This window comes from Streptomyces sp. NPDC048291 (genome assembly GCF_043201715.1).
Lineage (GTDB): Bacteria > Actinomycetota > Actinomycetes > Streptomycetales > Streptomycetaceae > Streptomyces.
Genome location: NZ_JBICZC010000008.1, coordinates 438543 through 465092 on the forward strand (window position 1 = coordinate 438543; position 26550 = coordinate 465092).

General features: G+C 70.3%; 23 protein-coding genes and 1 tRNA gene. 11 read left to right on the plus strand and 13 right to left on the minus strand.

What is annotated here, in order from left to right:
* Nucleotides 1–39 precede the first annotated feature (39 nt).
* From ACGF5O_RS23840 to ACGF5O_RS23850, 3 genes are read right to left on the minus strand one after another with little or no spacing between them, the layout of a single operon-like run.
* On the minus strand, nt 40–2184 hold the full coding sequence (locus tag ACGF5O_RS23840; protein WP_393811884.1) for an acetate--CoA ligase family protein: 2145 nt from the start codon (nt 2182–2184) through the stop codon (nt 40–42).
* 4 nt (nt 2185–2188) lie between these two features.
* Entirely contained in the window at nt 2189–3421 is a 1233-nt protein-coding gene (gene frc / locus ACGF5O_RS23845; protein WP_362590531.1) for a formyl-CoA transferase, read from the minus strand.
* 12 nt (nt 3422–3433) lie between these two features.
* Nucleotides 3434–5116, minus strand: a complete 1683-nt coding sequence (locus ACGF5O_RS23850) for a thiamine pyrophosphate-binding protein (protein WP_393811885.1) — start codon at nt 5114–5116, stop codon at nt 3434–3436.
* A gap of 144 nt (nt 5117–5260) precedes the next feature.
* Between ACGF5O_RS23850 and sucC the strand changes: the two genes are divergently transcribed.
* The 4 genes from sucC (at nt 5261) to ACGF5O_RS23870 (ending at nt 9175) form a co-directional block, all read left to right on the plus strand.
* Nucleotides 5261–6391 carry an ADP-forming succinate--CoA ligase subunit beta gene (sucC, locus tag ACGF5O_RS23855; protein WP_393811886.1) on the plus strand — a complete coding sequence of 377 codons (1131 nt, stop codon included), beginning with the start codon at nt 5261–5263 and terminating at the stop codon, nt 6389–6391.
* Nucleotides 6392–6402: 11 nt separating this feature from the next.
* Nucleotides 6403–7320, plus strand: coding sequence for a succinate--CoA ligase subunit alpha (gene sucD, locus ACGF5O_RS23860; protein ID WP_393811887.1), 918 nt, complete (start codon nt 6403–6405; stop codon nt 7318–7320).
* Between the two features lie 2 nt (nt 7321–7322).
* A complete protein-coding gene (locus tag ACGF5O_RS23865) occupies nt 7323–8858 on the plus strand; it encodes an aldehyde dehydrogenase family protein (protein WP_393811888.1) in 1536 nt (511 codons plus the stop codon).
* Between the two features lie 232 nt (nt 8859–9090).
* Nucleotides 9091–9175 (plus strand) — tRNA-Leu (locus tag ACGF5O_RS23870).
* Between the two features lie 360 nt (nt 9176–9535).
* Here ACGF5O_RS23870 and ACGF5O_RS23875 read toward each other — a convergent pair.
* Together ACGF5O_RS23875 and ACGF5O_RS23880 are read right to left on the minus strand one after the other, a co-directional pair.
* Nucleotides 9536–9874 carry a thioredoxin family protein gene (locus tag ACGF5O_RS23875; RefSeq protein WP_393811889.1) on the minus strand — a complete coding sequence of 113 codons (339 nt, stop codon included), beginning with the start codon at nt 9872–9874 and terminating at the stop codon, nt 9536–9538.
* Nucleotides 9875–10175: 301 nt separating this feature from the next.
* On the minus strand, nt 10176–11315 hold the full coding sequence (locus ACGF5O_RS23880; protein ID WP_393811890.1) for a PucR family transcriptional regulator: 1140 nt from the start codon (nt 11313–11315) through the stop codon (nt 10176–10178).
* 86 nt (nt 11316–11401) lie between these two features.
* On the opposite strand from ACGF5O_RS23880, the gene ACGF5O_RS23885 reads away from it, so the two are divergent.
* Both ACGF5O_RS23885 and ACGF5O_RS23890 read left to right on the plus strand, forming a co-directional pair.
* Nucleotides 11402–12460: a ferredoxin reductase gene (locus tag ACGF5O_RS23885; RefSeq protein ID WP_393811891.1), complete on the plus strand. Its 1059-nt coding sequence runs from the start codon at nt 11402–11404 to the stop codon at nt 12458–12460.
* A gap of 7 nt (nt 12461–12467) precedes the next feature.
* Nucleotides 12468–13586: a fatty acid desaturase family protein gene (locus ACGF5O_RS23890; protein WP_393811892.1), complete on the plus strand. Its 1119-nt coding sequence runs from the start codon at nt 12468–12470 to the stop codon at nt 13584–13586.
* Between the two features lie 89 nt (nt 13587–13675).
* Here the strand turns inward: ACGF5O_RS23890 and ACGF5O_RS23895 are convergent, their stop codons facing one another.
* From ACGF5O_RS23895 to ACGF5O_RS23920, 6 genes are all read right to left on the minus strand, one after another.
* The gene (locus ACGF5O_RS23895) at nt 13676–14917 is read right to left on the minus strand and encodes a cytochrome P450 (protein WP_393811893.1); all 1242 of its coding nucleotides are present in this window, start codon (nt 14915–14917) and stop codon (nt 13676–13678) included.
* Nucleotides 14914–15897: an amidohydrolase family protein gene (locus tag ACGF5O_RS23900; protein WP_393811894.1), complete on the minus strand. Its 984-nt coding sequence runs from the start codon at nt 15895–15897 to the stop codon at nt 14914–14916. The genes ACGF5O_RS23895 and ACGF5O_RS23900 overlap by 4 nt, the downstream gene beginning before the upstream one ends.
* Nucleotides 15894–16781, minus strand: a complete 888-nt coding sequence (locus ACGF5O_RS23905; protein WP_393811895.1) for an NAD(P)-dependent oxidoreductase — start codon at nt 16779–16781, stop codon at nt 15894–15896. Before ACGF5O_RS23905 ends, ACGF5O_RS23900 begins: the two co-directional genes overlap by 4 nt.
* Complete coding sequence (locus ACGF5O_RS23910) at nt 16778–17116, minus strand: antibiotic biosynthesis monooxygenase family protein (RefSeq protein ID WP_393811896.1); 339 nt, start codon at nt 17114–17116, stop codon at nt 16778–16780. The genes ACGF5O_RS23905 and ACGF5O_RS23910 overlap by 4 nt, the downstream gene beginning before the upstream one ends.
* A 326-nt stretch (nt 17117–17442) precedes the next feature.
* Nucleotides 17443–18651 (minus strand): Ig-like domain-containing protein, encoded by a 1209-nt coding sequence (locus ACGF5O_RS23915; protein ID WP_393811897.1) that lies wholly within the window; start codon nt 18649–18651, stop codon nt 17443–17445.
* A 264-nt stretch (nt 18652–18915) separates the two neighbouring features.
* The gene (locus ACGF5O_RS23920; RefSeq protein ID WP_393811898.1) at nt 18916–19845 is read right to left on the minus strand and encodes an NAD(P)H-binding protein; all 930 of its coding nucleotides are present in this window, start codon (nt 19843–19845) and stop codon (nt 18916–18918) included.
* Between the two features lie 174 nt (nt 19846–20019).
* Between ACGF5O_RS23920 and ACGF5O_RS23925 the strand changes: the two genes are divergently transcribed.
* From ACGF5O_RS23925 to ACGF5O_RS23945, 5 genes are all read left to right on the plus strand, one after another.
* Nucleotides 20020–20985, plus strand: coding sequence for a DUF1152 domain-containing protein (locus ACGF5O_RS23925; protein WP_393811899.1), 966 nt, complete (start codon nt 20020–20022; stop codon nt 20983–20985).
* A gap of 167 nt (nt 20986–21152) precedes the next feature.
* Complete coding sequence (locus ACGF5O_RS23930) at nt 21153–21788, plus strand: AAA family ATPase (RefSeq protein WP_393811900.1); 636 nt, start codon at nt 21153–21155, stop codon at nt 21786–21788.
* On the plus strand, nt 21785–22009 hold the full coding sequence (locus ACGF5O_RS23935; RefSeq protein ID WP_393811901.1) for a hypothetical protein: 225 nt from the start codon (nt 21785–21787) through the stop codon (nt 22007–22009). Before ACGF5O_RS23930 ends, ACGF5O_RS23935 begins: the two co-directional genes overlap by 4 nt.
* A gap of 55 nt (nt 22010–22064) precedes the next feature.
* Nucleotides 22065–23027: a phosphotransferase family protein gene (locus tag ACGF5O_RS23940; protein ID WP_393811902.1), complete on the plus strand. Its 963-nt coding sequence runs from the start codon at nt 22065–22067 to the stop codon at nt 23025–23027.
* 208 nt (nt 23028–23235) lie between these two features.
* Entirely contained in the window at nt 23236–23988 is a 753-nt protein-coding gene (locus ACGF5O_RS23945) for a dienelactone hydrolase family protein (protein ID WP_393811903.1), read from the plus strand.
* A gap of 145 nt (nt 23989–24133) precedes the next feature.
* Here ACGF5O_RS23945 and ACGF5O_RS23950 read toward each other — a convergent pair whose 3' ends face one another.
* Nucleotides 24134–25204 (minus strand): fatty acid desaturase family protein, encoded by a 1071-nt coding sequence (locus ACGF5O_RS23950; protein WP_393811904.1) that lies wholly within the window; start codon nt 25202–25204, stop codon nt 24134–24136.
* Between the two features lie 179 nt (nt 25205–25383).
* Nucleotides 25384–26217 (minus strand): PIG-L family deacetylase, encoded by an 834-nt coding sequence (locus tag ACGF5O_RS23955; RefSeq protein WP_393811905.1) that lies wholly within the window; start codon nt 26215–26217, stop codon nt 25384–25386.
* Nucleotides 26218–26550 lie beyond the last annotated feature (333 nt).

Genomic DNA, 26550 nt, shown 5'->3' on the forward strand with positions numbered 1-26550 from the left:
GGGGACGCGCTCCGCCGGCCGGCCCCTTCCTCGGCTACGTCATGACCCGCCCCCCAGCAGTCCGGCCGCCCGCGCCCAGCGGTACTTGGCGCCGAGCACGGCCACCGGCCGTTCGGTCGTGTACGGGTACGCCACGACCCCCCGCTCGTACAGGTACTGGCAGGCCTCCTCGACCTCGACGTCCCCCGCGAGCGAGGCGACGACCGGCTTCTCGATGCCCCGCTCCCGGAACTCCGCGACCACACGGGCCGTCAGTTCGGCGAAGACCATCGGCGGGGTGACGATGGTGTGCCAGTAGCCGAGGACCAGCGCGTGGATCCGCGGGTCCTCAAGGCCGAGCCGGATCGTCGCCTCGTACGTCGACGGCGGCTCGCCGCCCGTGATGTCCACCGGGTTGCCGGCGGCGCCGAACGGCGGGATGAAGCGCCGGAACGCCTCGTCCAGGTCCGGCGGGATCTCCATCAGGGTCAGCCCGTTGTCGGTGATCGCGTCGGACAACAGGACACCGCTGCCGCCGGCGCCGGTGATGATCACTACGTTGTCGCCCTGCGGGGGCGGCAGCACCGGCAGGCCGCGTGCGTACTCCAGCATGTCGTTCAGGCCGGGTGCGCGGATCACGCCCGCCTGCCGCAGGATGTCGTCGTACACCGCGTCGTCGCCCGCGAGCGCCCCGGTGTGCGAACCGGCCGCCTTGGCACCGGCCGCCGTTCGGCCCGCCTTGAGGACCACGACCGGCTTCTTCGGTACGGTCGCCCGCGCGGCCTCCACGAAGGCGCGGCCGTCCTTCAGGTCCTCCAGGTGCATCGCGATGCACTCGGTGTGCGGGTCCTCGCCGAACCAGGTCAGCAGGTCGTCCTCGTCCAGGTCCGACTTGTTGCCGAGCCCGACGATCGCCGACACACCCGTCTTCGTGGTGCGGGCGAAGCCGAGGATCGCCATGCCGATGCCGCCCGACTGGGACGTCAGCGCGACTCCGCCCTTCACGTCGTACGGCGTGCAGAACGTGGCGCACAGGTCCTGCCAGGTGGAGTAGTAGCCGTAGATGTTCGGGCCGAGGAGGCGGATGCCGTAGCGCTCGCCGATGGCGACGATCTCGGCCTGGAGTTCGTCCTCGCCGGTCTCCGCGAAACCGGACGGGATCAGGACGGCGTTGGGGATCCTCTTCCGGCCCACCTCCTCCAGCGCCGCCGCGACGAACTTGGCGGGAATGGCGAAGACGGCCACATCCACCTCACCGGGAACGTCCGTGACACTCTTGTACGCCTTGCGGCCCAGAATGTCATCGGCCTTGGGGTTCACCGGATGGATCTCCCCGGCGAAGCCGCCGTCCACGAGGTTGCGCATCACCGAATTGCCGATCTTGCCCTGCTCGTTGGAGGCGCCGATCACGGCGACCGAGCGGGGCTGCATCAGCCGGCGCATGGACTCCAGGATCTCCTCGCGCGTGTACTTCCTGCGCTCGGGCGGCTGCTTCTCCGCGAGGATGATCCGGATGTCGGCGGCGACCGCGCCCTCCGGGGTGGCGATCACCGGGTTGAGGTCCACCTCGGCGATCTCCGGGAAGTCCGCGACGAGTTGGGAGACCCGGCGGATCTGCTCGGCGACCGCCCACCGGTCCACCCCGGCCTGCCCGCGCACCCCGCGCAGCACCTCGGCCGCCTTGATGGAGTCCAGCATCGACAGCGCCTCGTCGGCGGAGACGGGCGCGAGCCGGAAGGTCACGTCCTTCAGCACCTCGACCAGCACCCCGCCGAGCCCGAACGCGACGACCTTCCCGAAGGTGGGGTCGGTGACCGCGCCGACGATCACCTCCGTGCCCTTCGGCAGCAACTCCTGCACCTGGACACCCTCGATGCGGGCCTCGGCGTCGTAGTCGCGCGCGTTCTCGACGATCCGGTGGAAGGCCGCGCGCACGTCCGCCGCGCCCTCGACGCCCACGATCACCCCGCCCGCGTCGGTCTTGTGCAGGATGTCCGGCGAGACGATCTTCATCACCACCGGTCCTGCGAAGCGCGCCGCGTACGCCACCGCCTCGTCGACGTCGGTCGCCAACTCCTCGCCCGGCACGGTGATCCCGTACGCGTCGGCGATCACCTTGCCCTCGGGCGCGGTGAGTGCGGTACGACCCTCCGCCCGCACGGAGTCGAGGAGTGCGCGGACCCGCAGCTCCCGGTCCTCTGCCATCACGTCAGATCACTCCGTTCGACTTGAGCAGGCGCAACTCCTCGTCGCCGAGACCGAGTTCGCCGATGTAGACCGCTTCGTTGTGCTCGCCGAGCAGCGGCGAACTGGTGACGTCGACCGGGGAGTCGGAGAGCTTGAGCGGGCTGCCGACGGTGACGAACTCGCCGCGCTCGGGGTGCGGGACGGTCACCACCATCTCGTTGGCGACCAGCGACTCGTCCTCGATGATCTCCTTGGTGGAGAGGATCGGCCCGCACGGGATGTTGTGGGCGTTGAGCTGCTCAAGGACCTCCCACTTGGGGAGCGTCGAGGACCATTCCTCGATCAGCTGGAACATCTTGCCGAGCTTGGGCAGGCGGGACTCCGGGGTCGCCCACTCGGGGTCGTCCGCGAGCTCCGGCCGGCCGATCAGCTGGGTGATCGGCTGCCAGCCGACCGGCTGCACGATCACGTACACGTAGTCGTTCGGGCCGCCCGGCGCGCACTGGACCGCCCAGCCGGGCTGGCCGCCGCCGGAGGCGTTGCCGGAGCGGGGCACCTCGTCGCCGAAGTCCTCGTTCGGGTACTCGGCGAGCCGGCCGTGGGCGAGCCGCTGCTGGTCGCGGAGCTTCACCCGGCAGAGGTTGAGCACGGCGTGCTGCATGGCGACGTTGACGCGCTGGCCGCGCCCGGTGTGCTCGCGCTGGAAGAGTGCCGCCAGTATTCCGGCTACTGTATGCACTCCGGTGCCCGAGTCGCCGATCTGTGCGCCCGTGGCCAGCGGGGGGCCGTCCTCGAAGCCGGTGGTCGACATCGACCCGCCCATCGCCTGGGCGACGACCTCGTACGCCTTGAAGTTGGTGTACGGGCCGTCCCCGAACCCCTTGATGGAGGCGTACACGATCCGGGGGTTGATCTCCTTGATGCGGTCCCAGGTGAACCCCATCCGGTCGACCGCGCCGGGACCGAAGTTCTCCACCATCACGTCCGAGCGCCGGATCAGCTCGGTGAGGAGTTCCTTGCCGCGCTCGGTCTTGGTGTTGAGGGTGATGCTCCGCTTGTTGCAGTTGAGCATCGTGAAGTAGAGGGAGTCGACGTCCGGGAGGTCGCGCAGCTGCTTGCGCGTGATGTCACCGGACGGCGCCTCCAGCTTGACCACGTCCGCGCCGAGCCAGGCGAGCAGCTGGGTGGCGGAGGGGCCGGACTGGACGTGGGTCATGTCGAGGACGCGAATGCCCTCAAGTGCCTTGGTGGTCATGGGCGTTCCACCTCACTTGTACATCGTCTGGTTCATGGTTCCGGGGGCGTACGCGTCCGGGTCGACCCAGACGTTGATCAGCGACGGCTTGCCCGACTCCCGGGCTCGGCGCAGCGCGGGGCCGATGTCTGCGGGGTCGCGGACTTCCTCGCCGTAACCGCCCAGCATCTGGGCGAACTTGTCGTAGTGGACGTCGCCGAGGGTATTGCCGACCCGCTCGCGCTCCTTGCCGTACTTGGCGGCCTGGCCGTAACGGATCTGGTTCATCGAGGAGTTGTTGCCGACGATCCCGACGAACGGGAGGTCGTAGCGGACCAGGGTCTCGAAGTCCCAGCCGGTGAGCGAGAAGGCGCCGTCGCCGAAGAGGGCGACCACCTCCTTGTCGGGGCGGGCCTGCTTGGCGGCCAGCACGAAGGGGACGCCGACGCCGAGGGTGCCGAGCGGACCCGGGTCCATCCAGTGGCCAGGCGACTTGGGCTGCACGACCTGCCCGGAGAAGGTGACGATGTCGCCGCCGTCGCCGATGTAGATCGAGTCCTCGGTGAGGAAGTCGTTGATCTCGCTGACCAGGCGGTACGGGTGGATGGGGGAGGCGTCCGACCGCAGGCTCGGCAACCGCTTCTCCAGCGCGGTCTGTTCGGCGGCGCGCAGCTCGTCCAGCCACTCCTTGCGCCGGGAGGCCCCGCCGTTCACCCGACCCGAGGCCGCCTCGGTCACGGACTTCAGGACCAGGCCCGCGTCCCCGACGATCCCGAGGTCGATGTCCCGGTTCTTGCCGACGGTGCGGTAATCGAGGTCGATCTGTACGACCGTCGCTTCCGGGGAGAGCCGCTTGCCGTAGCCCATGCGGAAGTCGAAGGGGGTGCCGACGATCACGATGACGTCGGCGTTGGAGAAGGCGTACCGGCGGGAGAGCTGGAAGTGGTGCGGGTCGCCGGGCGGCAGGGTGCCGCGCCCGGCGCCGTTCATGTACGCGGGGATGTTGAGGGTCCGGACCAGCTCGATGGCGTCCGCGGTGCCGCGGGTCGTCCAGACCTGGCTGCCGAGCAGGATGGCCGGCTTCTCGGCGTGCACGAGCAGGTCGGCGAGCTTCTCGATCGCCTCGGGGACGCCGGCCGAGCGGGTCGAGGCCCGGTAGGCGCCTGCCTTGGGTATGCGGGCCTTTGCGACCGGGACCTTGGCGTCGAGGACGTCGCGGGGTATCTCCAGGAAGGAGGGTCCCGGCGCGCCGTGGTAGCACTCGCGGAACGCCATCGACACCATGTCGGCGGCGCGCGCGGTGTCCGGGACGGCGGCGGCGAACTTGGTGATCGGCGTCATCATGTCGACGTGCGGCAGGTCCTGCAGGGACCCCATCTTGTGCTGGCTGAGCGCCCCTTGGCCGCCGATCAGCAGCATCGGGGACTCCGCGCGGAAGGCGTTGGCGACTCCGGTGACCGCGTCGGTCGTACCCGGCCCCGCGGTGACGACCGCACAGCCCGGTTTGCCGGTGATGCGTGCGTAGCCGTCGGCGGCGTGGGCGGCCACCTGCTCGTGGCGGACGTCGACGACTTCTATGCCCTCGTCGACGCAGCCGTCGTAGATGTCGATGATGTGGCCGCCGCACAGGGTGTAGATGCGGTCGACCCCCTCGGCCTTCAGCGCCTTGGCAACGAGATGACCACCGGAAATCACGTCCTGGGTGTCGTCGGGCATGGCGAAGTCCTGTCCCTTCGTAGGGGGTTGGAACGCTCTCGCGGTACATTGCATACAGTCGACGAATACTGTATGAACCTTGTTATCCCGCATCCGGTGGGTGGTGTCCAGGGGGCGTGCGGCACTTTCAAGGCAGGAGCCGAAATGGACCTGTACGAGCACCAGGCAAGGGAACTCTTCGAGGAACACGGCATCGTGGTGCCGAGGGCAGAGGTCACCGACTCGCCCAAGGAGGCCCGCGAGATCGCCCGCCGACTCGGCGGCAAGGTCGTCGTGAAGGCGCAGGTCAAGACCGGTGGCCGGGGCAAGGCGGGCGGCGTGAAGCTCGCCGCCGACCCGGCCGCGGCGGAACTCACGGCACGTCAGATTCTCGGCATGGACATCAAGGGACACACGGTCGGCAAGGTGATGCTGGCCCAACCCGTCGACATCGAGAGCGAGTTCTATGTCTCCTACGTCCTCGACCGGGCGGCCGGCGGCTTCCTCGCCATCGCCTCCGCCGAGGGCGGCATGGAGGTCGAGGAGGTGGCCGCGACCCGGCCGGAGGCGGTGGCCCGGGTCCCCGTCGACCCCGCGGTCGGCGTGACCTCCGCCAAGGCCCAGGAGATCGCCGACGCCGCCGGACTGCCGCCGCAGACCGTCGACGTCCTCGTCCGGCTCTGGCAGGTGCTGGTCCGCGAGGACGCGGTGCTCGTCGAGGTGAACCCGCTCGTGCGCACCGAAGAGGGCCGGATCCTGGCCCTCGACGGCAAGGTCACCCTGGACGACAACGCCCGCTTCCGGCAGTCCCGTTGGGGTGCGGAGGAGGGCGAGCACCACGACCCGCTGGAGGCGGTGGCCGCCGCGAAGGGACTCAACTACGTCAAGCTCGACGGCGAGGTCGGCATCATCGGCAACGGCGCGGGCCTGGTGATGTCCACCCTGGACGTGGTCGCAGGCTGCGGAGCCCGGCCCGCCAACTTCCTGGACATCGGCGGCGGAGCCTCCGCCCGGATCATGGCCGACGGGCTGTCGGTGATCCTCTCCGACCCCTCGGTGAAGTCGGTCTTCGTCAACGTCTTCGGCGGGATCACGGCCTGCGACGCGGTCGCCGACGGCATCGTCCAGGCGCTGGAGGCCGTCCGGTTGACCAAGCCGCTGGTGGTCCGCCTCGACGGCAACAACGCGGCCCGCGGCCGGACGATCCTCGACGGCCGCGCGCACCCCCTGGTCGAACAGGCCACCACCATGGACGGCGCCGCCCGCCGCGCCGCCGAACTCGCCCACACCGCCTGAGGAGCCGGGACATGGCGATCTATCTCACCAAGGAGAGCAAGGTCCTCGTCCAGGGCATGACCGGCGGCGAGGGCATGAAGCACACCCGGCGGATGCTGGCGGCCGGGACCGACGTCGTCGGCGGGGTCAACCCGCGCAAGGCCGGGCAGAGCGTCGACTTCGACGTCCCCCAGTGCCTCAAGGGCCTGGGAGGTGCCCCCAGTGCCGTCCCGGTCTTCGGCACGGTCGCCGAGGGCATGGCCGCGACCGGCGCCGACGTCACCGTCGTCTTCGTGCCGCCCGCCTTCGCCAAGGCGGCGGTGCTGGAGGCCGCCGACGCCGGCATCGGCCTCGCCGTCGTGATCACCGAGGGCATCCCGGTGCACGACTCGGTGGCCTTCACGTCGTACGCCCGGCGGAGCGGCACCCGGATCATCGGGCCCAACTGCCCCGGGCTGATCACCCCCGGCCAGTCCAACGCGGGCATCATCCCGGCCGACATCACCAAGCCCGGCCGGATCGGACTCGTCTCCAAGTCCGGCACGCTGACCTACCAACTCATGTACGAGCTGCGGGACATCGGCTTCTCCACCTGTGTGGGCATCGGCGGCGACCCGGTCGTCGGGACGAGCCACATCGACTGCCTGGCGGCCTTCCAGGAGGACCCCGACACCGAACTCGTCGTCCTCATCGGGGAGATCGGCGGCGACGCGGAGGAACGGGCCGCCGCCTACATCCGGGAGCACGTGACCAAGCCGGTCGTCGGCTACATCGCCGGGTTCACCGCGCCCGAGGGCCGCACCATGGGCCACGCGGGCGCCATCGTCTCCGGCTCGGCCGGCACCGCACGGGCCAAGCAGGAGGCGCTGGAGGCGGTCGGGGTGCGGGTGGGGAGCACACCGACCGAGACCGCCCGGCTGGTGCTCGAACTCCTGGAAACGGGGGGCTGACCATGGACCTCGTCCGCAAGCCCGGCACCGGCTGGGACGACGCCTGGGCGCGCTGTCTCGACCTCGCCCCCGAGGCCTTCCGGGACGACCGGGTCCTCAACCTCTGGGCGGGCACCTGGCGGCCCGACGGCCGCCCGCTCCCCGCGAGCAGCCCCGTCGACGGCGGCCCGATCGCCGGCGCCCCGCGCCTGGACCGGGACACCGCGCGCCGGGCCGTCCGCGCCTGCCTCGACCAGCACCGCGCCTGGCGGTACATCCCGCTGGAGGAACGCCGGGCCAGGGTCGCCGCCACCCTGGACGCCCTCACCGAACACCGCGAACTCCTCGCCCTGCTGCTCGTCTGGGAGATCGGCAAGCCCTGGCGGCTCGCCCAGGCGGACGTGGACCGGGCGATCGACGGGGTGCGCTGGTACGTCGACGGCATCGGGCCGATGCTCGCCGGGCGGGCCCCGCTGGACGGGCCGGTGTCCAACATCGCCAGCTGGAACTACCCGATGAGCGTGCTCGTTCACGCGGTACTGGTCCAGGCTCTGGCCGGCAACGCGGTGGTGGCGAAGACCCCGACCGACGGCGGAGTCGCCTGTCTCACCCTGGCCTGCGCGCTGGCCGCCCGCGAGGGCCTGCCGGTGACGCTGCTCAGCGGCAGCGGGGGCGAGCTGTCGGAGGCGCTGGTGCGGGCGCCCGAGATCGGCTGCGTCTCCTTCGTCGGCGGCCGGGACACGGGGGCCGCGGTGGCCATGGCCGTCACCGACCTCGGCAAGCGGCACGTACTCGAACAGGAGGGACTCAACACCTGGGGCATCTGGAACTTCACCGAATGGGAGGCGTTCACCGCCGTCGTTCCCAAGCTCTTCGACTACGGCAAACAGCGCTGCACCGCCTATCCGCGCTTCGTCGTCCAGCGCGAGCTGTTCGACGAGTTCCTCACGGCGTACCTGCCGGCGGTGCGCCGGCTCCGGATCGGCCACCCCCTCTCGGTCGCCGACCCCGCCGATCCGCTCCCCGAACTGGACTTCGGGCCGGTGATCAACGCGGCCAAGGCCAAGGACCTGACCGACCAGGTGGCCGAGGCCGTCGACCGCGGCGCCGTCCCGCTGCACCGCGGCAGCGTGTCCGACGCCCGCTTCCTGCCCGGCCAGGACACGTCGTCGTACGTCCACCCGGTCACCCTCCTCAACCCGCCCCCGTCCTCCCCGCTCCACCACGCGGAACCCTTCGGCCCGGTCGACACGATCGTCCTGGTCGACACCGAGGCCGAGCTGCTGGCCGCCATGAACGCGTCCAACGGCGCGCTGGTCGCCACCCTCTCCACCGACGACGAGGCCACCTTCGCGCGGCTTGCCCCGCAGATCCGCGCCTTCAAGGTCGGCCACGGCAAGCCACGCTCCCGCGGCGACCGCGACGAGCTCTTCGGCGGCTTCGGCGCGTCCTGGCGGGGCGCCTTCGTCGGCGGGGAGCTGCTGGTGCGGGCGGTGACCAACGGGCCGGCGGGGGAGCGGCTGCCGGGGAACTTCCCGGAGTACCAGCTCATGCCGTGACGGCGGCGCGCACAGGCGGCGGTCCGGGCGCGCGCCCGGACCGCCTGCGAGCAGGGGGCCGGCCCCGGGAGGTGGGCCGGCCGCCTGTGCGGTAGCGGACCGGGCACACACGGTGAGGCGCCGCCCACCTGCGGATATGCCGACGGAAACGCAGGTGAATGGCACTCCGAAAGCTTGGTATTGTTGTCCATGTCGCCGCGGGGAACACCCCCGGTCAGGCGGCAGACACCTAGTCCGGGTGGCGGAATGGCAGACGCGCTAGCTTGAGGTGCTAGTGCCCTTTATCGGGCGTGGGGGTTCAAGTCCCCCCTCGGACACAGATTGCCCCACGGCGTCATATTTCGGGGCAGAGGACATCGGCACCCGTTTCCGGCCACTGGCTGGGGCGGGTGTTCGTCGTACTCGACCAGCAGCTGCACTGCCTTCTCGTCGTCCCAGTGAACATCCGGGATCTTCAGTCCGATCACCGCGAAGCCCCCAGGTCGACTCTGTGCGTGTCCGACAGCGACGATGGCGGCGTGGTCAGAGGGCCAACTGCTCAGCGAGCCCCGGCTGGTGGGTGGTCCGCGAGCGCGGCGTGCTCGTCAGCGGGTGTCTCAGCCCCAAGGCGTCTCAGGCGGCGCAGCTCCCATGGACGAGACGTGACGGACGTCGCGGCCATGTGCCGCAGCCGCCGCTCAGAGGTGGCCGTCCAGGAACTTCCGTACCTCGGCGATGGTCATGGGCCCCGTGCCGTGCGCCACCGTCTCCCCCTCCTTCAGCAGGACGTAGGACGGGACTCCGGTGATCCCGTATCGCTCGGTTGCGGCCGGACAACGGGTGATGTCGGCGCGGACGGCCGTCAGGCGGCCCGTGTAGTCGTCGGCGATGCCACCCACGACGAGGTCCATCATCCGGCAGGGCTCGATTGCCTTGGGCCATGTCCCGGTGAAGTATGCGAGAACCGGAACCTCGCTCATCCCGAGGATGAAGTTGAACTCCGCGTCCTCACGGGGTCGGTGAACCCGCTTCGTCATGGAAGCTCCTCCTGACCTCACGTTCCGTCACTCTATCCCCATGTGTGCCAGGCCGGCCCGGTCGGTCGTCCGGTTGACCTGGCGGAAGAGAGGCACGGGGCCGCCGCAGAACCATGGTGGTCCCCGGCGTGAGCGGCCGCGACCCAGATCGCCGACCGGATGTTCGATGAGTGCGTCGACGAGCGGGCCGGTGCGCATCGTCCACCGGCATCCAGGCAGCATGAGCCAGCTGATGGCACCGAGAACGAGGCACGATTCCTGGACCGCTCATGGATGCGGTCGTGGACGGTCGGAGTACGCGTCAGCTGACCCGGAGACCGACCGCCAGTGTCAGTTCAAGGACCCGGTGTGGCGATGTGAGATCCGGAAACAGCTCCCGCAGCTGCGACATCCGGTACCGGACTGTCTGGGGATGGACGAACAGCGCCGCCGCCACCTCGTCCCGCCTGCCCTGGTGCAGCAGCCACTCCCGCAACGTCTCCTCCAGCCGCCGTGCGGTCGCGACGGGCAAGGTCCGCAATGGTGCGAGGGCTCGGGCACGCAGGTCCGCGAACGCGTTGGCGTCGGCGCTCAGCACCAGCTCGGGCAGGTGGTCCTCGGTATCGCGAACATCACAGGAGAGGGAGCGCGCGCGTACGGCTCGTGCGTACGAGGCGGACGCACGTGTCCATGGCCGGGCCGGGCCGACCACGGCGGTGCGGTCGGTCAGCTGCCGCAGGAGATGTGACCGGTCGGCATCGGGGACGAGCAGCACACCGGTGGCGTCCGGCAGATCGTCGAGGACGAGGGTGCTCGGGTCGAACGCGCGGTAGGCAGGCCGGGCCTGGGCGGCGGGCAGCAGGACCGCGGTCAGCGAAACCGGAGGCTGCCACCCGGCCCGTTGGGCAGAGACCAACAGCACGTCCGGGCTCGCTCCGGCGAGGAGGTCGCGGGCCAGGTGCTCCAGGTGACGCTCGTGATCCCTGCCCCGGGCGGCCAGTTCGTCGGCGTGGCCCGCGGCGCTCGCGGCGGAGAGCTCGTCGATGTAGGCGAAGGTCAGCTCGGCGAACTTGGCGACCTCGGCGGCGGGCAGACCTGCGGGTACGGCCCCCGCTGCCAGGCATCGCCAGGCCACGCGGGCACCGACGCGGTAGGCGCTGAGCAGGGCGTCCATCGAACGGCCGTCGCGGACCTCGCCGCGGCCCAGCTCGTAGGCGGCGTCACCGCCGTCGCCGCCCGTGGCGTTCCCGCTCGCGAGGTCCAGATAGTGCCCCAGGGCGGTGCGGACGGCTCGGCGGATGGTGGCGCCCATGTGGCCCGTAAGGGCGTTGGTGTAGGGAGGGACCTCGTCGATGATCGCCTGGACGACCTCGTCGGCGGTGGCCTTCAGCCCAGCCCGAAGTACGGTGACCGTCGTCTCGTCCAGGGCCAGTTCGCTGGCCCTCCGGATCACATGGTTCACGTTTTATTCCCTGCGAACAATTCTGCCGTCCAGATTTACGTCCTGCGGTTAGGACCTTACGCCCTGAGGCACAGCAAGCTGGAGCCATGACGAGTACAGCCCTCCGCAGCAGGGCGTGGAAACTGCTGGAGATGGTCACGACGCCGCTGCTGCCGTCTGACTACCTCGACCTGGTCAGCCCGCTGCGTGCGGGCGCTGACCTGCGGGGGCGCATCGAGGCCGTGCATCCCGAGACGGGTGACGCCGCGACCATCGTGATCAGACCGGGACGGGGCTGGCGCGGCCACACAGCCGGTCAGTACGTGCGGATCGGGGTCGACGTCGACGGGGTGCGCCTGTGGCGTGCCTACTCCATCACCTCGCCGACGAACCGCCAGGACGGCCGCGTCACGATCACCGTGAAGGCGATCCCGGACGGCAAGGTCAGCAACCACCTGGTCCGCAGGGCGACTCCGGGGACGCTGATCCAGCTCGACCAGGCGACCGGTGACTTCGTGCTGCCCCAGGCCAAGCCCGCCAAGGTGCTCTACCTGACGGCCGGCAGCGGCATCACGCCCGTGATGGGCATGCTGCGCGACACCGAGTTCGACGACGTCGTCATGGTCCACTGCGCGCCACAGCCGCACGACGTGATCTTCCGCAGTGAACTGCACGACCTGGTCGCGGACGAGAAGCTGCGGCTCACCGAGGTGCACACCGACACGGACGGCATGCTCGACATCGCCCGTCTCGACGAACTCGTGCCCGACTGGGCCGAGCGCGAGACCTGGGCCTGCGGCCCCGCGGGCCTGCTCGACGCCGCCGAAAAGCACTGGACCGAGCACGGCGTCCAAGAGCGCCTGCACACCGAACGCTTCCGCCCCGGCATCGTCGTCCCCGGCGACGGCGGCGGTGAGGTCACGTTCAGCGCCACCGGCAGGACCGTCGACGCGGACGGCGCCACGCCGTTGCTGGACATCGGCGAGGAGGCCGGCGTGCTCATGCCCTCCGGGTGCCGCATGGGGATCTGCTTCGGCTGCGTCACGCCGCTCAAGGCGGGCGCCGTCCGCGACCTGCGCACCGGCGAGATCACCGAGGCCGAGCCCGGCGTCCTCATCCAGACCTGCGTGTCCGCCGCGGCGGGCTCCTGCGACATCGAACGGTAGGAACACCTTGACCGCCATCGACCCCACCGCCCACCTGACCGCGGAGCAGATCGAGGAGCTCGGCCGCGAGCTGGACGCGATCCGCGACGAGGTGATCGCCAGCCGTGGAGAGAAGGACGCCGCCTACATCCGCAAGGTCATCTCGGCGCAGCGTAAGCTCGAACTGGCCAGCCGGGGCGTGCTGCTGTTCTCGATCTTCCCGCCCGCGTGGCTGATCGGCACCGCCGGCCTGTCCGTGGCGAAGATCATGGACAACATGGAGATCGGCCACAACATCCTGCACGGCCAGTGGGACTGGATGCGGGACCCGAAGATCCACTCCACCACCTGGGAGTGGGATCACGTCTCGCCGGCCGACCAGTGGAAGCACTCCCACAACGAGCTGCACCACACGTACACCAACGTGATCGGCAAGGACAACGACCTCGGCTACGGCATCATGCGCGTCGACGAGGACCAGAAGTGGCACCCGTTCCACCTCGGCCAGCCGCTGTGGAACTTCATCAACGCCTGCTTCTTCGAGTACGGCATCGCGGCGTACGACCTGGAACTCGGCAAGAACCTGCACAAGCGCCGCCGCAAGAACCCGGAGTTCCGCGCGCGGGCCAAGGCCGTGGGCCGCAAGATCCGCAAGCAGGTCCTCAAGGACTACGTGATCCACCCGCTGCTGTCGGGCCCGTCGTTCCTCCCCACGCTCGCCGCCACGTTCACCGCGAACCTGGTCCGCAACATCTGGTCCCACTCGGTGATCATGTGCGGCCACTTCCCCGAGGGCGTGCAGGTCTTCGAGCGCCGGTCGATCAAGGGCGAGACGCGCGGCCAGTGGTACCTGCGCCAGATGATGGGCTCGGCGAACATCAGCGGCAGCAAGGCCATGCACTTCATGACCGGGAACCTCTCGCACCAGATCGAGCACCACCTGTTCCCGGACCTGCCGAGCAACCGGTACGCCGAGGTCGCGGTGAAGGTGCGCGCACTGTTCGAGAAGTACGAGCTGGAGTACGTCACCGGGCCGCTGCCCAAGCAGGTGTTCTCCGCGTGGCACAAGGTCTTCCGGCTCTCCCTGCCGAACAAGAAGCCCGAGGTCAAGACCCCGGACCGCGAGCAGGAGCTCGTCGCGGCCTGATTCCCGATATCACTCGCAGTAACGGTACGGAACAGAGGGCCCCGACCTGACGGTCGTGGCCCTCGTTGCGTCTGCTGTTGGTGCGTCGGTCACCCGGCAGGGTCGAGCACGACCGGAAGCTCCGCGAGGCCGCGGAAGGCCGGGAAGGGAACCTCCAGCCACCGCGTCTCGGCGCGGGGGTCGGCCAGAGCCATCCTCGGGAACCGGTCGAACAGGATGGTGAGGGCCAGCTGCATCTCCAGCCGGGCCAGCGGGGCTCCCAGGCAGTAGTGGCCGCCGTGCCCGAACCCGAGATGCGCGTCCTGTGCGTTGCCCGGACGCATCACATTCAACTCGTCCGGGGCGTCGAACTTCAGCGGATCACGGTTGGCCGAACTGATCGCGACCTGGACCAGGGCGCCCTTGGGAATCCGGGTCCCGCTGTACTCCACGTCCTCGGTCGCGTAACGGAACGTCGAGCTCTCCACGGAGCCGTCGTAGCGCACCAGTTCCTCGACCGCGGCACGCATCAGCTCCCCGTTCTCCCGCACGGCGCGCAGCTGTTCGGGGTGGGACAGGAGGTGGTGCACGGCGTTGCCGATCAGGTACGCGGTCGTCTTGTGACCCGCGAACATCAGCAGGAACGCCGTGGAGACCAGCTCGCTCTCGGTCAGCCCGCCGTCGTCGTCCCGGACCGCGGTGAGCGCGCTCAGGAGATCGTCACCCGGACGCCTCCGCTTGGCGGCGACGAGATCCGAGAAGTACGCGTGCAGATCCTCCTCCGCCTGCTGCCGGACCCGCCTGGCCTCCTCGCTGAAGCCGCTCTGAGCCACCGTGGTGGACAGGTTCTGCATCCGCGACCGCTCCTGGGGCGGTACACCGAGCAGATCGCAGGTCACGATGATCGGTAGCGGGAACGCGAAGACCGGCAGCAGGTCGAAGGGTTCCCGGCTCGGGCACTCGTCGAGCAGGCCCCGGACGATGTCCTGGATCTTCGGCCGCAGAGCCTCCACCCGCCGTGGGGTGAACGCGGAGTTGACCAGCCTGCGCAGCCGCGTGTGCTTGGGCCCGTCGGAGTTGAGCATGTTGTCGTCCAGCGCGACGGACGAGTCACCGAAGATCCTCCGGTAGGCGTCCATGGCCCCGTACATGTCCTTGCTCAACCGCGGATCCGCCAGCGCGGCCCGGGCGTCCTCGTACCGGGTGATCAGGTACGTCTCGTTGCCGTGCGGCGGTCTCATGGGGCAGACCGGGGCCGCGTCGCGGAGACGGGCGTAGACCGTGTGAGGGTCCCGCCGGAACTCCGGGGTGCAGCGTTCGGCCGCGGTGACGGCCTCTTGCGTGGTGGTCACGGACGACTCCTGAGGTCGAAGACTGCCTCGGCGTTGCCACCGAGGACGAGCTGCTGCGACGCCCGGTCGACCGGCAGCTTCTCGATCATGCGGATCTGCTCCTCCAGCGGCACGGCCAACGGTGGTGAGTCGGTACCGAACAGCATCCGCTCGGGGCCCAGCACCTCCGCGTTCAGGCTCAGATGCGCCGAACTGAACGGGCTCGTGTCGACGTACATGCGCCGCAGCGCGGCGGCCGGGTCGACGGCCGGTGTCCGGGCCGCCGACGGGTCCGAGGCCGCCTCGGGCCGGCCGGAGGGGGGCGCGCCCCCGGCCCAGTGCCGGGGGCGCGCCGCCGTCTGCAGGCGCTCCGACAGCAGCGCCATCGCGCCGCCGCCGGTCGCGCCGATCAGCCGTAGATCCGGGTACTTGTCCAGCCACCCCGCGAAGGCGATCATGGCCATGCCCATGGTGACGTCGCCGAACCGGCCGATCTGCTCGACGAAGCCCATCTCGGCGACCCGTTCCGTGCCGACCGGTTCGGCCGGGGCGTGTACCAGGACCGGCACCCCCGCCTCCGCGGCCAACGCGAAGAAGGAGTCGGCGCGCGGGGAGCCGAGCAGCTCCCCGTGCACGCTGGACGTGGTGATCAGGCCGACGAAGGCCGGGTCCTTCAGGGTCTCCCGCACCCCGTCGAGGTGATCGTCGTCCCCGAACGGGTTGGCGTACACATAGCCGCGCAACTGGTCGGGGAACCTGGCGATCAGCCCCGACATCCAGGCGTGGAAGCCGCGCAGCCGGTCCCGTGGTTGCGCGTAGTTGTCCACGCCCGGTACCCGCGCCATCGCTCCGGCGCCGACGGGGCTGCCGATGATGGTGAGGTCGATGCCGGCCTCGGCGCGAGCGGCGAGCATGCCGTCGACGTCGGTCAGGCTCGGGGGCATGGGGAAGCGTTTGGCCGCCTCCGGCGGGGAGAGATGCCCGTGGATGTCGATGATCACGTGTCGCTACCCGGTTTCGGTGTCAGTGCGCGGGTGACCGCGGCACAGTCCTGGTCGCCCAGTCCCTGCTCGATGGCGTGGACGTGGGTCTCCGCCGCGGCGCTCGCCAGCGGCAGACTCAGGCCGACTGCCGCCGCCTGCTTGGTAGCGAGCATGAGGTCTTTCGCCATCAGCCGCAGCCGGAAGTCCGGCTCCTCGAAGCGGCCGGAACCCAGGCGCCTCGACTTGAACGCCATGACCGGGGAGGCGAAACCGCTGCCCGCGATGGTCTTGAGGATCAACTGCCGGTCCAGGCCGCAGGCGGTCGCCAGTTCGGTGACCTCGGCCAGGGCCTGCACCTCGATGCCCATCAGGAGGTTGAGGCACAGTTTCATCCGCATGCCGGAACCGAGTGCGCCCAGATGGACGACCTCCTTGCCCAGTGCCTCCAGCAGCGGGCGGCAGGCGTCGAACGTCTGCTCCTCGCCGCCGACGAAGAGCCGGAGCTCGCCGTCACGGGCATGGTCCCGGTTGCCGAGCATGCCGACGTCCACGACCGAGGGGATGTCCCCGGCGATCTGGAGGACCTCATCGGGGGAGACGGTGCTGGCGCAGACGAGGACGCCGGGGTACGGGCCCTTGGACAGGACGCCGTCGGGTCCGTGCAGCATGGAGCCGAGGGCTTCGCCGTCGGCGACGACGCAGATGGCGGCGCTCGTGCCCGCGACGGCGTCGGCGGGGTGTGCGGCGACGAAGGCGCCTGCCTCGGCAAGCGGTTCGGCCCGCTCCGCGGTACGGTTCCAGACCCGGACCTGTATTCCCCGGTCGAGGAGGCGGGTGGCCAGGCCGGTGCCCATCGTGCCGAGCCCGAGTACGGCGACGGGGCCGTTGGCGGTGCGCGTCATGACGTCACCCCCGTGGTCTCCTTGACGACCCGGAACCGCAGCGACTGTGTCGAGTCGACCCACTCGCGCAGCGGAGCCACCAGTGCGCGGTGCTCCGCGCTCTGCTGCCAGGCGAAGAAGTCCTCGGCCGTCTGCCACTCGCTGGTGATGACCCACTGCCGGGAGTCGTCCACGGGTGCTCCCAGCCTCTCGACGATGTGACCGGGGGTCCGGGCGACGGACTTGCGGAGCTGGTCGTACAGATCCAGGAAGCCCTCCTCGCCGCCCTCGATCACTCGGACGGTGAAGACGACGTTCAGCTTGTCGGCCGGCCGGCCGTTGTTCCTCGTGTCCATGTCTCCTCCTGAGGGTGAGATCCGGCAGGACACGACTCCACTGCCCCATGTCCCTCGTGCGGACGCAACTCCGAATGGGGCACGGGCCAACGGGGACAAGGGGACAACGGTCCGTGATTGCTCTGTACGGGTGAGTGACGAGGCGGTGCGTTTCGCCGCCTGCCGGGGCCCGAACGGCCGCGTTCGAATGGGGGTCCGCAACCCCCGCTACGTGCCGGGGAAGCCGCGGAGGCGACCGGCGCCGTGGACGCCGCAGGCGGCGGCCGACATGGTCGGCCGCCGCCTGCGGAAGGGGTTCGGGTTCCTGTGCGTGGAGTGACGCGGTGTCAGCCGGTCGCGCTGCCCGAGACCCACTGGGCCCACGGCATGTTCCAGTCGCTGAGGCCGTTGTCCGGGGCCAGCGCGGTCTTGTCGTCGGAGTTCTTGACGATCACGATGTCACCGATCATCGAGTTGTCGAAGAACCACGCGGCGCGCTGCTTGCCGTCGCCGCCGCTCCTGACGTCCTTCAGGCCCACGCAGCCATGGCTGGTGTTGACCTTGCCGAAGATCGAGTCGGCACCCCAGTAGTTGCCGTGGATGAAGGTGCCCGAGTCGGTCAGGCGCATGGCGTGCGGTACGGCCTTGATGTCGTACGAGGGCTTGCCGTCCTTCTCCGTGAGGCCGACGGTCGCACCGTTCATGCGGATGTGCCGGTACTTCTCGGAGATGACCATCTGACCGTTGTACGTCGGGTGCTCGGGGCTGCCGGACGAGATCGGGATGGTCTTGATCGTCTTGCCGTCCCGTACGACGGTCATCTTCTTCGTCCTGGCGTCGACGGTGCTGATCTGGCTCCGGCCGATCTTGAACGTGACCGTCTTCTGGATGCCCTGACGGGTGAGCTTGACGGTGACGGTGGAGCCGGGCTTCCAGTAGTGCTCGGGGCGGAAGTCCAGGCGGTGGTCGTTGAACCAGTGACCGACGACCCGCTGCCCACTGCTGGAGCCGACCTGGATCTCCGACTGCACGGCGGCCTTGTCGCTGATCGCCTTGTCGAAGGAGATCGACACCGGCATGCCCACGCCGACGGTCGAGCCGTCCTCGGGCGAGAGGTGCCCGATGAAGTCGTTGGCCGGGGAGGTCGTGGTGATCGTGGCGTTCCCGGTGACCGAGCGGCCCTTGGCGTCCTCGGCATCTGCGGCGACCTGGTATCGGGCAGCCCGTTCCAGCCGGCCGTTCGACTGCCAGGACGTGCCGTCCGCGGACAGGGTGCCCGGGATCTCGGCACCGGTCGCGACGGCGGTCATCACCACCCTGGTGAGGGTGCCGTTGCTGACGGTGACCTTGACGGGATCGCCGACTCCGACGCCGTGGGTGCCTTGCCCGGGCGTGATCTTTATTCGGGCGTCGGAGGCGTCCTGGGTGCCCGTCTGATCTCCCCGCGCATGCGATGCCGGCTGGTTCCCGGTGGCGTCGCCGCCGGTGGCGGCGTTGCCGGTACCGCCGAGGGCCGTGAGTGCGAGTACGCCGCCGAGTACGCCGGTCATGGTCATCAGGCCGGCGTGTCGCTTACTTAGCGTGATCAAACGCTTCTCCCATGCCACTGATCGTTGAAATCGCTGGAGCCGACCACCGGAGGGGTGGTAATTGGCATTAAGGGACCATTTTTATCTATTGATCCGCACTAAAAGGGGGGAATGTGGCGAATTACACGCGTCGCGAGAGCCTCGCCCGGGCTCTCCTCGCCTGTCTGCCGACGCGCAGGGCCACGCAGATCCGGCGGGTGCTCACCGGGTCGTTCTCCGCCGGTCGCTCGTTCAGAGGCCGAAGAGGCCGGGGTTCTCACGGACGTAGTCGGCCACCCCCGCTGGAGGCCGCCCGGTGACCTGCTCGACCCCGTCCGCCTTGCGGTCGTACCGACCCTCCGCGTGCAGGCGGGCCATCGTGGAGATGTGCTGGAAGGTGTGCTCCGGCAGTCCCAGCGGTCTGAGACAGTCGTCGATCCATTCCCGCAGCGGGACGTCGGTGTAACCGACCGGGCGTCCCAGAGCCGCGGAAACCTCTGCCGCCATGGCGGCGATGTCCTGCGAGCAAGGGCCGGTCAGCTCGTAGGTCCGGCCGATGTGCGGGGCCGGATCGGCCAGGATCTCCTCCACGACCGCGGCCACGTCCCTGGCCGCCACGGGGGAGGTCTTCGCCCGGCCGAACGGCAGTCTGATGCTTCCGGTCTTCGCGATCGAGGCGAAGCCCACCCGGAACAGCGGGTTCTCCAAGAACACGGTGGGCCTGATCCGGACGACGGGCAGGCCGGACCAGTCGAGCACCTGCTCCACCAGCCACTGCTGCCGCTGCTGCACGGACTCGGAGGCGCTGGTGAGGTCCATCTCGGAGACGGTGAGCTGCGACATGTTCACGAAGACTTCCAGGCTGCCGTACTCGCGTGCGACGGCCGCTGCCGTCACTGCGGCCTCCAGATACTGCGCCGACACCCCCATGCCGAAGTACATGCGTCCACAGCCGGCCAGGGCGTCGGCGACGTCGCCCGTGCGCGTCAGGTCTCCGACGACGACCTCGCAGCCCGACGCGCGCAGCGCCTCCGCCCGCTCGTCCTCGCGATGCACCATGGCCCGGACGGGCAGACCCCGTTGCCGAAGACCTTCGGCAACGGATCGTCCGACGGCACCGATGCTGCCCGCGGCGCCCGTCACCAGTATGGGCAGCACACTGCCTTCCGGGACGCGCTCCATACCAGCAGCCTGCGATGCGCCCTGCCGGAGTGCAACAGGAGTGCAACCGGAGCCCGACGAGCTGTGGGCGCGGCACAGGCGCGGCGCGGGTCGCGCCCGGCCGCCGCTCGGCGAGCGGCACCGCGGCGACGGCATCGGCCCGGTGCCGGCTCGCCCTCCTGGTAGCGTCCTGCGGTGATCACTCTGGGGGAACCCGCGTTCTTCACCCGCCTGCGCGACGTGCGACGGGTGCTCATAGCCGGTGCGGGCGGCGGCTTCGACGTGTACGCCGGGCTGCCGCTCGCGCTCGCGCTGCGGTCGGCGGGCAAGGAGGTGCACCTCGCGAACCTGTCCTTCGCCGACCTGTACGGCCTGGACCTCGACGTGTGGGTGGACCAGGACGTCGCGGCGGTCGGGCCCGACACCCCGCTGCGCGGCGACTACTTTCCCGAGCGGACGCTCGCCCAGTGGCTCGCGGCGCAGGACATGCCGTCGACCGTGTACGCGTTCCCGGGTATCGGGGTCGCTCCGCTGCGAGCGGCCTACCGGACGCTGATCACGCATCTCGGCGGTGTCGACGCGGTCGTGCTGGTGGACGGCGGGACCGACATCCTGATGCGCGGCGACGAACACGGCCTCGGCACCCCGGAGGAGGACATGGCGAGCCTGGCCGCCGTGAGCGGGCTCGACGAGGTCCCGCACCGGCTGGTGGCCTGCCTCGGCTTCGGGGTGGACGCCTATCACGGCGTGAACCACTCGCTCGTACTGGAGAACCTGGCCGCCCTGGACCGGGACGGCGCCTATCTCGGGGCGTTCTCGCTGCTCGGGGCGGCACGCGAGGGTGCGCTCTATCTCGACGCGGTGGCGCACGCCCAGCGCCACACCGCGAGCCATCCGAGCATCGTGAACGGATCCGTCGCCGCCGCCGTGCGCGGTGACTTCGGCGACGTCCGGTTCACGGAACGGACCAGGGGCGGCGAGTTGTTCGTCAACCCGCTGATGGCGCTGTACTTCTGTGTGGACCTGCCCGGACTGGCCCGCCGCAATCTCTACCTCGGTCTGCTGGAGGGGACTTCGCTGATGCGGCAGGTGAGTTCGGTGATCGAGGAGTTCCGTACCACGCTGCCCCGTCAGCGTCCGCCGCGGGCGTTCCCGCACTGAGCCCCGCACGGGGATGCACGACTCGTTCTCCCCGTGCACCGGACGATGCGGTGGCCGGCCTCCGCACTGGCCCATCCGAATGATTCACCGGCGCCGCAGGGTGAACGGCGGCGCTGTGGGCCCCGACTCGGGGGACGGGGGCCGTTCGCGCGCCTACGTTGGCTCGTGTGCCGCTGAGCTACGCCTTTGTGAACCTGAAGCCCGGGGTGGGAAAGACGACCAGCGCGGTCTGGTTGGCCCACGCGCTGCACGAGTCGGGCATCCCGCCGCTGCTGGTCGACAGTGACCCCGCTTCCTCCGCGCTGCGCTGGAGCGAACTGGCGGGCGGCTTCCCGTTTCCCGTGGTCGCCCTCCCGGTGGGCGATGTGCACCGACGTGTGAACGACTTCCTGGGCGAGCGGCAGGCCGTCGTGTTCGACGCCCCGCAGATGGAGGACCACGCGCACATCGCCCGCAGCATCATGAGATACGCGGGCGAATGGATCGTGCCGGTCACTCCGGCCCCCATCGAACTGGACCGCATGGCGCCCATCGGGGGCGAGATGGGCGACGTGCAGTCCCTGCGCGCCCAGCCGGCCCACGCCGCCGTTCTGCTGAACCGGACCAACCGGGCCGACGCCACGCGCACGGGTCCCGACGCCGACGCCCGGGAGGCGCTCACCGAGCGGGGTTTCGACGTGCTGTCCACGCACATTCCGCGGCTCGACCTGTACGCCCAGTCGTTCGGAAGCCCGGTGGCGGCCAAGGGCTCGGCGTACATGGACCTCGCAGAAGAACTCGTCAAGCGACAGGACACGGCATGAACCAGCGCAAGGACACCTACCGGGCCGCGTTGAAGCGCGGCCCGGAGGCGGTCGTACCGCGTCTCGTCGAGGTCACCCGGCTGCACACCCGGTACGTCCGGGTGACCGTCGAGCTCGACACCGGTCTGCCGCGTGACCTCGTGCAAAGGGCGAGGTCACCGCTGGCCGCGATGGTGCGGGCGGGCGCCGCCGCCCTGCGACCCCCGAGAAGCGAGCCGTAAGCCCCGGCGCGGAAACCCTTTGCCCGTGCCGCCGCCCGGATGATGGGGTGGCACGGTGTCCGACCACGACGAAGCAGGAGCGGTCCGGCCGTCGGCCCTGGCCTGGGTGGGCCGGCATCTGGCGGCCGGTGAACGGGTCGTCGCGACCGGGGCGCTGCACGGGGGCATCACCGCCGAGATGCGGCGGCTGACCATCGGCGCCCGGGACGGAGCCACCCGAGACCTGGTGCTGCGGACCTTCGTCGACCCGTCGTTCGTGGCGCTCGCCGAGGACCTGCTGAACCGCGAGGCCGGCGTCCTCGCCCTGCTCGCGGGGACGGGCGTGCCGGCTCCGGGCCCTGTCGCGGTCGACGCGGCCGCCGCGCACTGCGAGTACCCGTCACTCCTGATGACGCATCTGCCGGGCCGGACGGTCCTCGACGACCGGGGACTTGAGGCGCGCGTCCCCCTGCTGGCCCGGCAACTCGTGGCGATCCACGCGCTGCGGCCCGCCGAACGTCCCCGGGAGTACCGGGCGTGGACGACCGCCGACGCCGTCGTCCCGCCGGACGGCGCCGACGCCGCGGCGTGGGCAGCGGCGACGGACGTGATCCGCCGGCCGGCGCCAGGATACGAAGGGCGGTTCCTGCACCGGGACTTCCAACCCGGCAACGTGCTGTTCGACGTGGCACCGCCAAGCCTGGCCGGTCCCCGGATCACCGGGGTCGTGGACTGGGTGGAGACCTGCTGGGGTCCGGCGGATCTCGACGTGGCGCACTGCTCCACCAATCTCGCGATGCTGCACGGCCCGGCGTGGGGGCTGCGGTTCGCCGAGGCGTACGAGGAGGCCGGCGGGGTGCTGGCCGCGGCCACGGGCGAACGGCTCTACTGGCGGCTGCTGGACGCCCTGGGCTTCGCGGGGCAGATGCGGTGGGTGGCCCGGCCGTGGCAGGAGGCGGGCAGGACGGAACTGACGACGCGGACGGTAGAGGGGCGGCTGGACGCCTACGTCACCGCCCTGCTGGACACCCTGCGCTGAGCCGGGGCCGGAGGGCGAGCCGCCGTGGCGCCGCGAAAACCCGTTGGCGGGCCGTGGCGACCGCTGCTACCTTTCCGGAGGCCGTGCCAGAGACGAGGAGGTGGTACCCGTGAACGCTGTATCGACATGGGTGCTCCCCTCCGGGGTCGCGGTCGGGCGATAGGTCGTCCGGGAGCGCCGTTCACGCGCATTCCCGAAAGGCACGACCATGCATTTCACTTCTGAACGGCGTCTCGACGACGGCGTCCTCGAACGCGAATTCACCCTCGGCGAGATCCCCGGCACCCTGTGGACACCGGAGTCCGCCACGCCGGAGTCCGCCACATCGGAGTCCGCCACACCGGCCCCGCTGATCCTGATGGCCCACAACAACGGCCTGCCCAAGAGCGAGCCCCGGCTGGTGGCCCGGGCCCGGAGGACCGCGGCGTACGGCTACGCGGTGGCCTCCATCGACGCCGCCGGGTGCGGCGACCGGCCCCGTTCCGCCGCCGCCGAGCAGGCCCGCGCCGGCCTCCGCCGCGCGATGAAGGCCGGCGAGCCGGTCGACGAGATCTTCGAGTCGTTCGTCGGCCCCCTGGTCGAGAACGCGGTCCCGGAATGGCGGACCGCCCTGGACGCCCTCCTCGCGCTGCCCGAGCTCGCCGGCCCGGTCGGCTACTCCGGGTGGACCGCCGTCGGCATCGGCCTCGTGGCGGTCGAGCCGCGCATCGCTGCCGCCGGGCTCTTCGCCGGGGGATACGTGCCCCGTGCCCAGCGCGCGGAGGCCCGGCAGGTCACCGTGCCCCTGCTGCTCCTGCTCCAGTGGGACGACGAGGGCAACCCCCGGCAGCGGGCCCTCGACCTGTTCGACGCCTTCGGCAGCAAGGAGAAGACCCTGCACGCCAATCTCGGCGGGCACACCGGCACCCCGTGGTTCGAGCTGGAGGACGGGAACCGGTTCTTCGACCGGCACCTGAGGTGAGGCCGGGCCGTCGGGCCGGCCGCAGACGGTAGGCGGCCGGCCGGTAGACGGCAGTCAGGCGGTGTCGGCCAGGATGCCGCTCGTCGAGGACAGGCCCCGGCCTCCTCGACGGCGGCACCCGGCCGGCCCCGCGCCGCCCGCACCGTCAGGACGCCTTGCGCCCGCGCCGGATGGGTTCCCCCACCCGGTGCAGGTGCGTGAGGGCCTCGCGGTACGACCGCAGCAGCCCCGTCTCGTGGTACGGCACACCGATCTCCGCGCAGTACTCCCGCACGATCACCCGGGCGCGGCGCAGGTGAGGGGTGGGCATGCTCGGGAACAGGTGGTGTTCGATCTGGTAGTTGAGCCCGCCGAGCAGCACGTCCGTGCACCGGCCGCCCCGCACGTTGCGGGAGGTGAGCACCTGGCGCCGCAGGAAGTCGGGCCGCTCGTCGCCGGTGAAGGTGGGCATGCCCTTGTGGTTCGGGGCGAACGTGCAGCCGAGGTAGACGCCGAACAGACACTGGTGCACGGCGAGGAACGCCACGGCCTTGCCGGGGGAGAGGACCAGGAACAGCGCCGACAGGTAGGCCGCGAAGTGCAGAAGGAGCAGCACGCCCTCCGCCGTCCGGTTCTTCATGGAGGGCGAGCGCAGCGCCCGCACGCTCGACACATGCAGGTTGAAACCCTCCAGGGTCAGCAGCGGGAAGAACAGGAACGCCTGGTGGCCGCCGACCAGCCGGGCCAGGCCGCTGCTGGTGCGTGCCTGGTCGGTGGACCACACCAGGATGTCCGGTGCGACGTCCGGGTCGAGTTCCTCGTGGTTGGGGTTGGCGTGGTGACGGGTGTGCTTGTTCATCCACCACCCGTAGCTCATGCCGATGGCGAGGTTGCCGAAGAGCCGGCCCCAGGTCTCGCTCGGGCGGCGTCGGCGGAAGACCTGACGGTGGGCCAGGTCGTGTGCCACGAGCGCCACTTGGCCGAAGACGAGGGCCATGGCGGCGGCGAGGGCCAGCTGCCACCAGGTGTCGCCGAGCGCGAAGAAGGCCGCCGCGCCGCCCAGCAGAGCCGCGACCACCAGGCCGAGCCGCACGGCGTAGTAACCCGGGCGCCGGTCCAGCAGGCCCGCTTCGCCGATGCGTCGGGAGAGCCTGGCGAAGTCGCTGCCGGGACCGGAGGTCGGCGCGGGGGCGGCGGCCGTCCCGGCCGCGACGGGAGCGTCGATGGAGAACGTCATGCCGCCGAGTCTGGGTACGGCCGCTGCGCGCCGACAGCTGGCCAGCCACCGGATCCGCAGGGGGACCACCTCCGGCGCTCCGGGGGGTTACCACCCCTTCCCGCACCGCTGACCTGGGCTTTCGCGTCGGACTCGGGGCCGTTGCGGTCCCCGAGTCCGACAGCTCCGCGGGCGGTAGGTCAGCGCAGTCCGGCGAAGAGGTCGTTCTCGGGTACGGGCGCGCCGGTGGTGTCCTGGACCCGGACGAAGGTCTCCACGCCCATCAGTTCGGTGAACCTCTCCCGGCCCATCCCGAGGAAGAAGATGTTCTCGCCCTGGCTGGCGTGCGCGGCCAGCGCGTCGAACTTCTGGCCGCCGAACGCGGTGGTGTCCACCCAGGTGCTGATCTCGTCGTCGGGGAGTCCGATCTCCGCCATCGCGGCGGCCTCCTCGGGGTCCGGCTCCGGCACGTCCGCGCCGAACTCGCGCATGACCTCTCCGAACCGCTGCATCATCGAACGCGGTGCCGTCGTCCAGTACACCTTCGGGGTCGGCTCGGTCATCTCCAGCGCCGCCATCGTGATGCGGTGGGCCTGGATGTGGTCGGGGTGGCCGTAGAAGCCGTTCTCGTCGTAGGTGACGACCACATCGGGCTGGTAACGCCGCAGGAGCTCCGCGAGCCGGGCGGCGCACTCCGCCACGGGGGTCCGCCAGAAGGAACCGGGGGCGTCGTTGGCCGGCCAGCCCATCATTCCGGAGTCGGCGTAGTCCAGCGTCTCCAGATGGCTGATCTTCAGGATCTCGCAGCTCGCCTCCAGTTCCCGGCGCCGCATCGAGGCGACGGCCGCCGGGTCGTGCCCGGGCTCGCCCGGCTTGACACCCCCCGGCCCGTCTCCGCAACCGCCGTCGGTGCAGGTCACGAGGACCGTGCGCATGCCCTCCGCCGCGTACCGCGCGAGGACCCCTCCGGTGCCGGTGGCCTCGTCGTCGGGGTGGGCGTGTACCGCCATCAGCGTCAAGGGCCGGTCGTTCATGAAACAGTCCTCCTGTGTGACAAGGTCTCGGCGCGAGTCCGCGGCGGGTACCAGCGCGGTGCCGGTCCCCCGGCGGGTGCAACAGTGCCGGCCGGGCAGGCTGTTCCCACCGCACGCGGCACACCTCAGGATCCTGCACCTGGGCGAGGCAGAGTGACTGCACTGGCTATGTGAATTACAGGTTCCAGCAAGAAACTTGCGTCTTTTTGTGCAATCCATTCTCCACTTCGTTGGAATCTAGCGAGTCGGCTACCGGTGGTGGCCGCAGTCGCTGCGGTCGACGCACTGTGCGCGGCCGTCCGGTCGCTGACTGCCGCGCCGACATCCCGGATT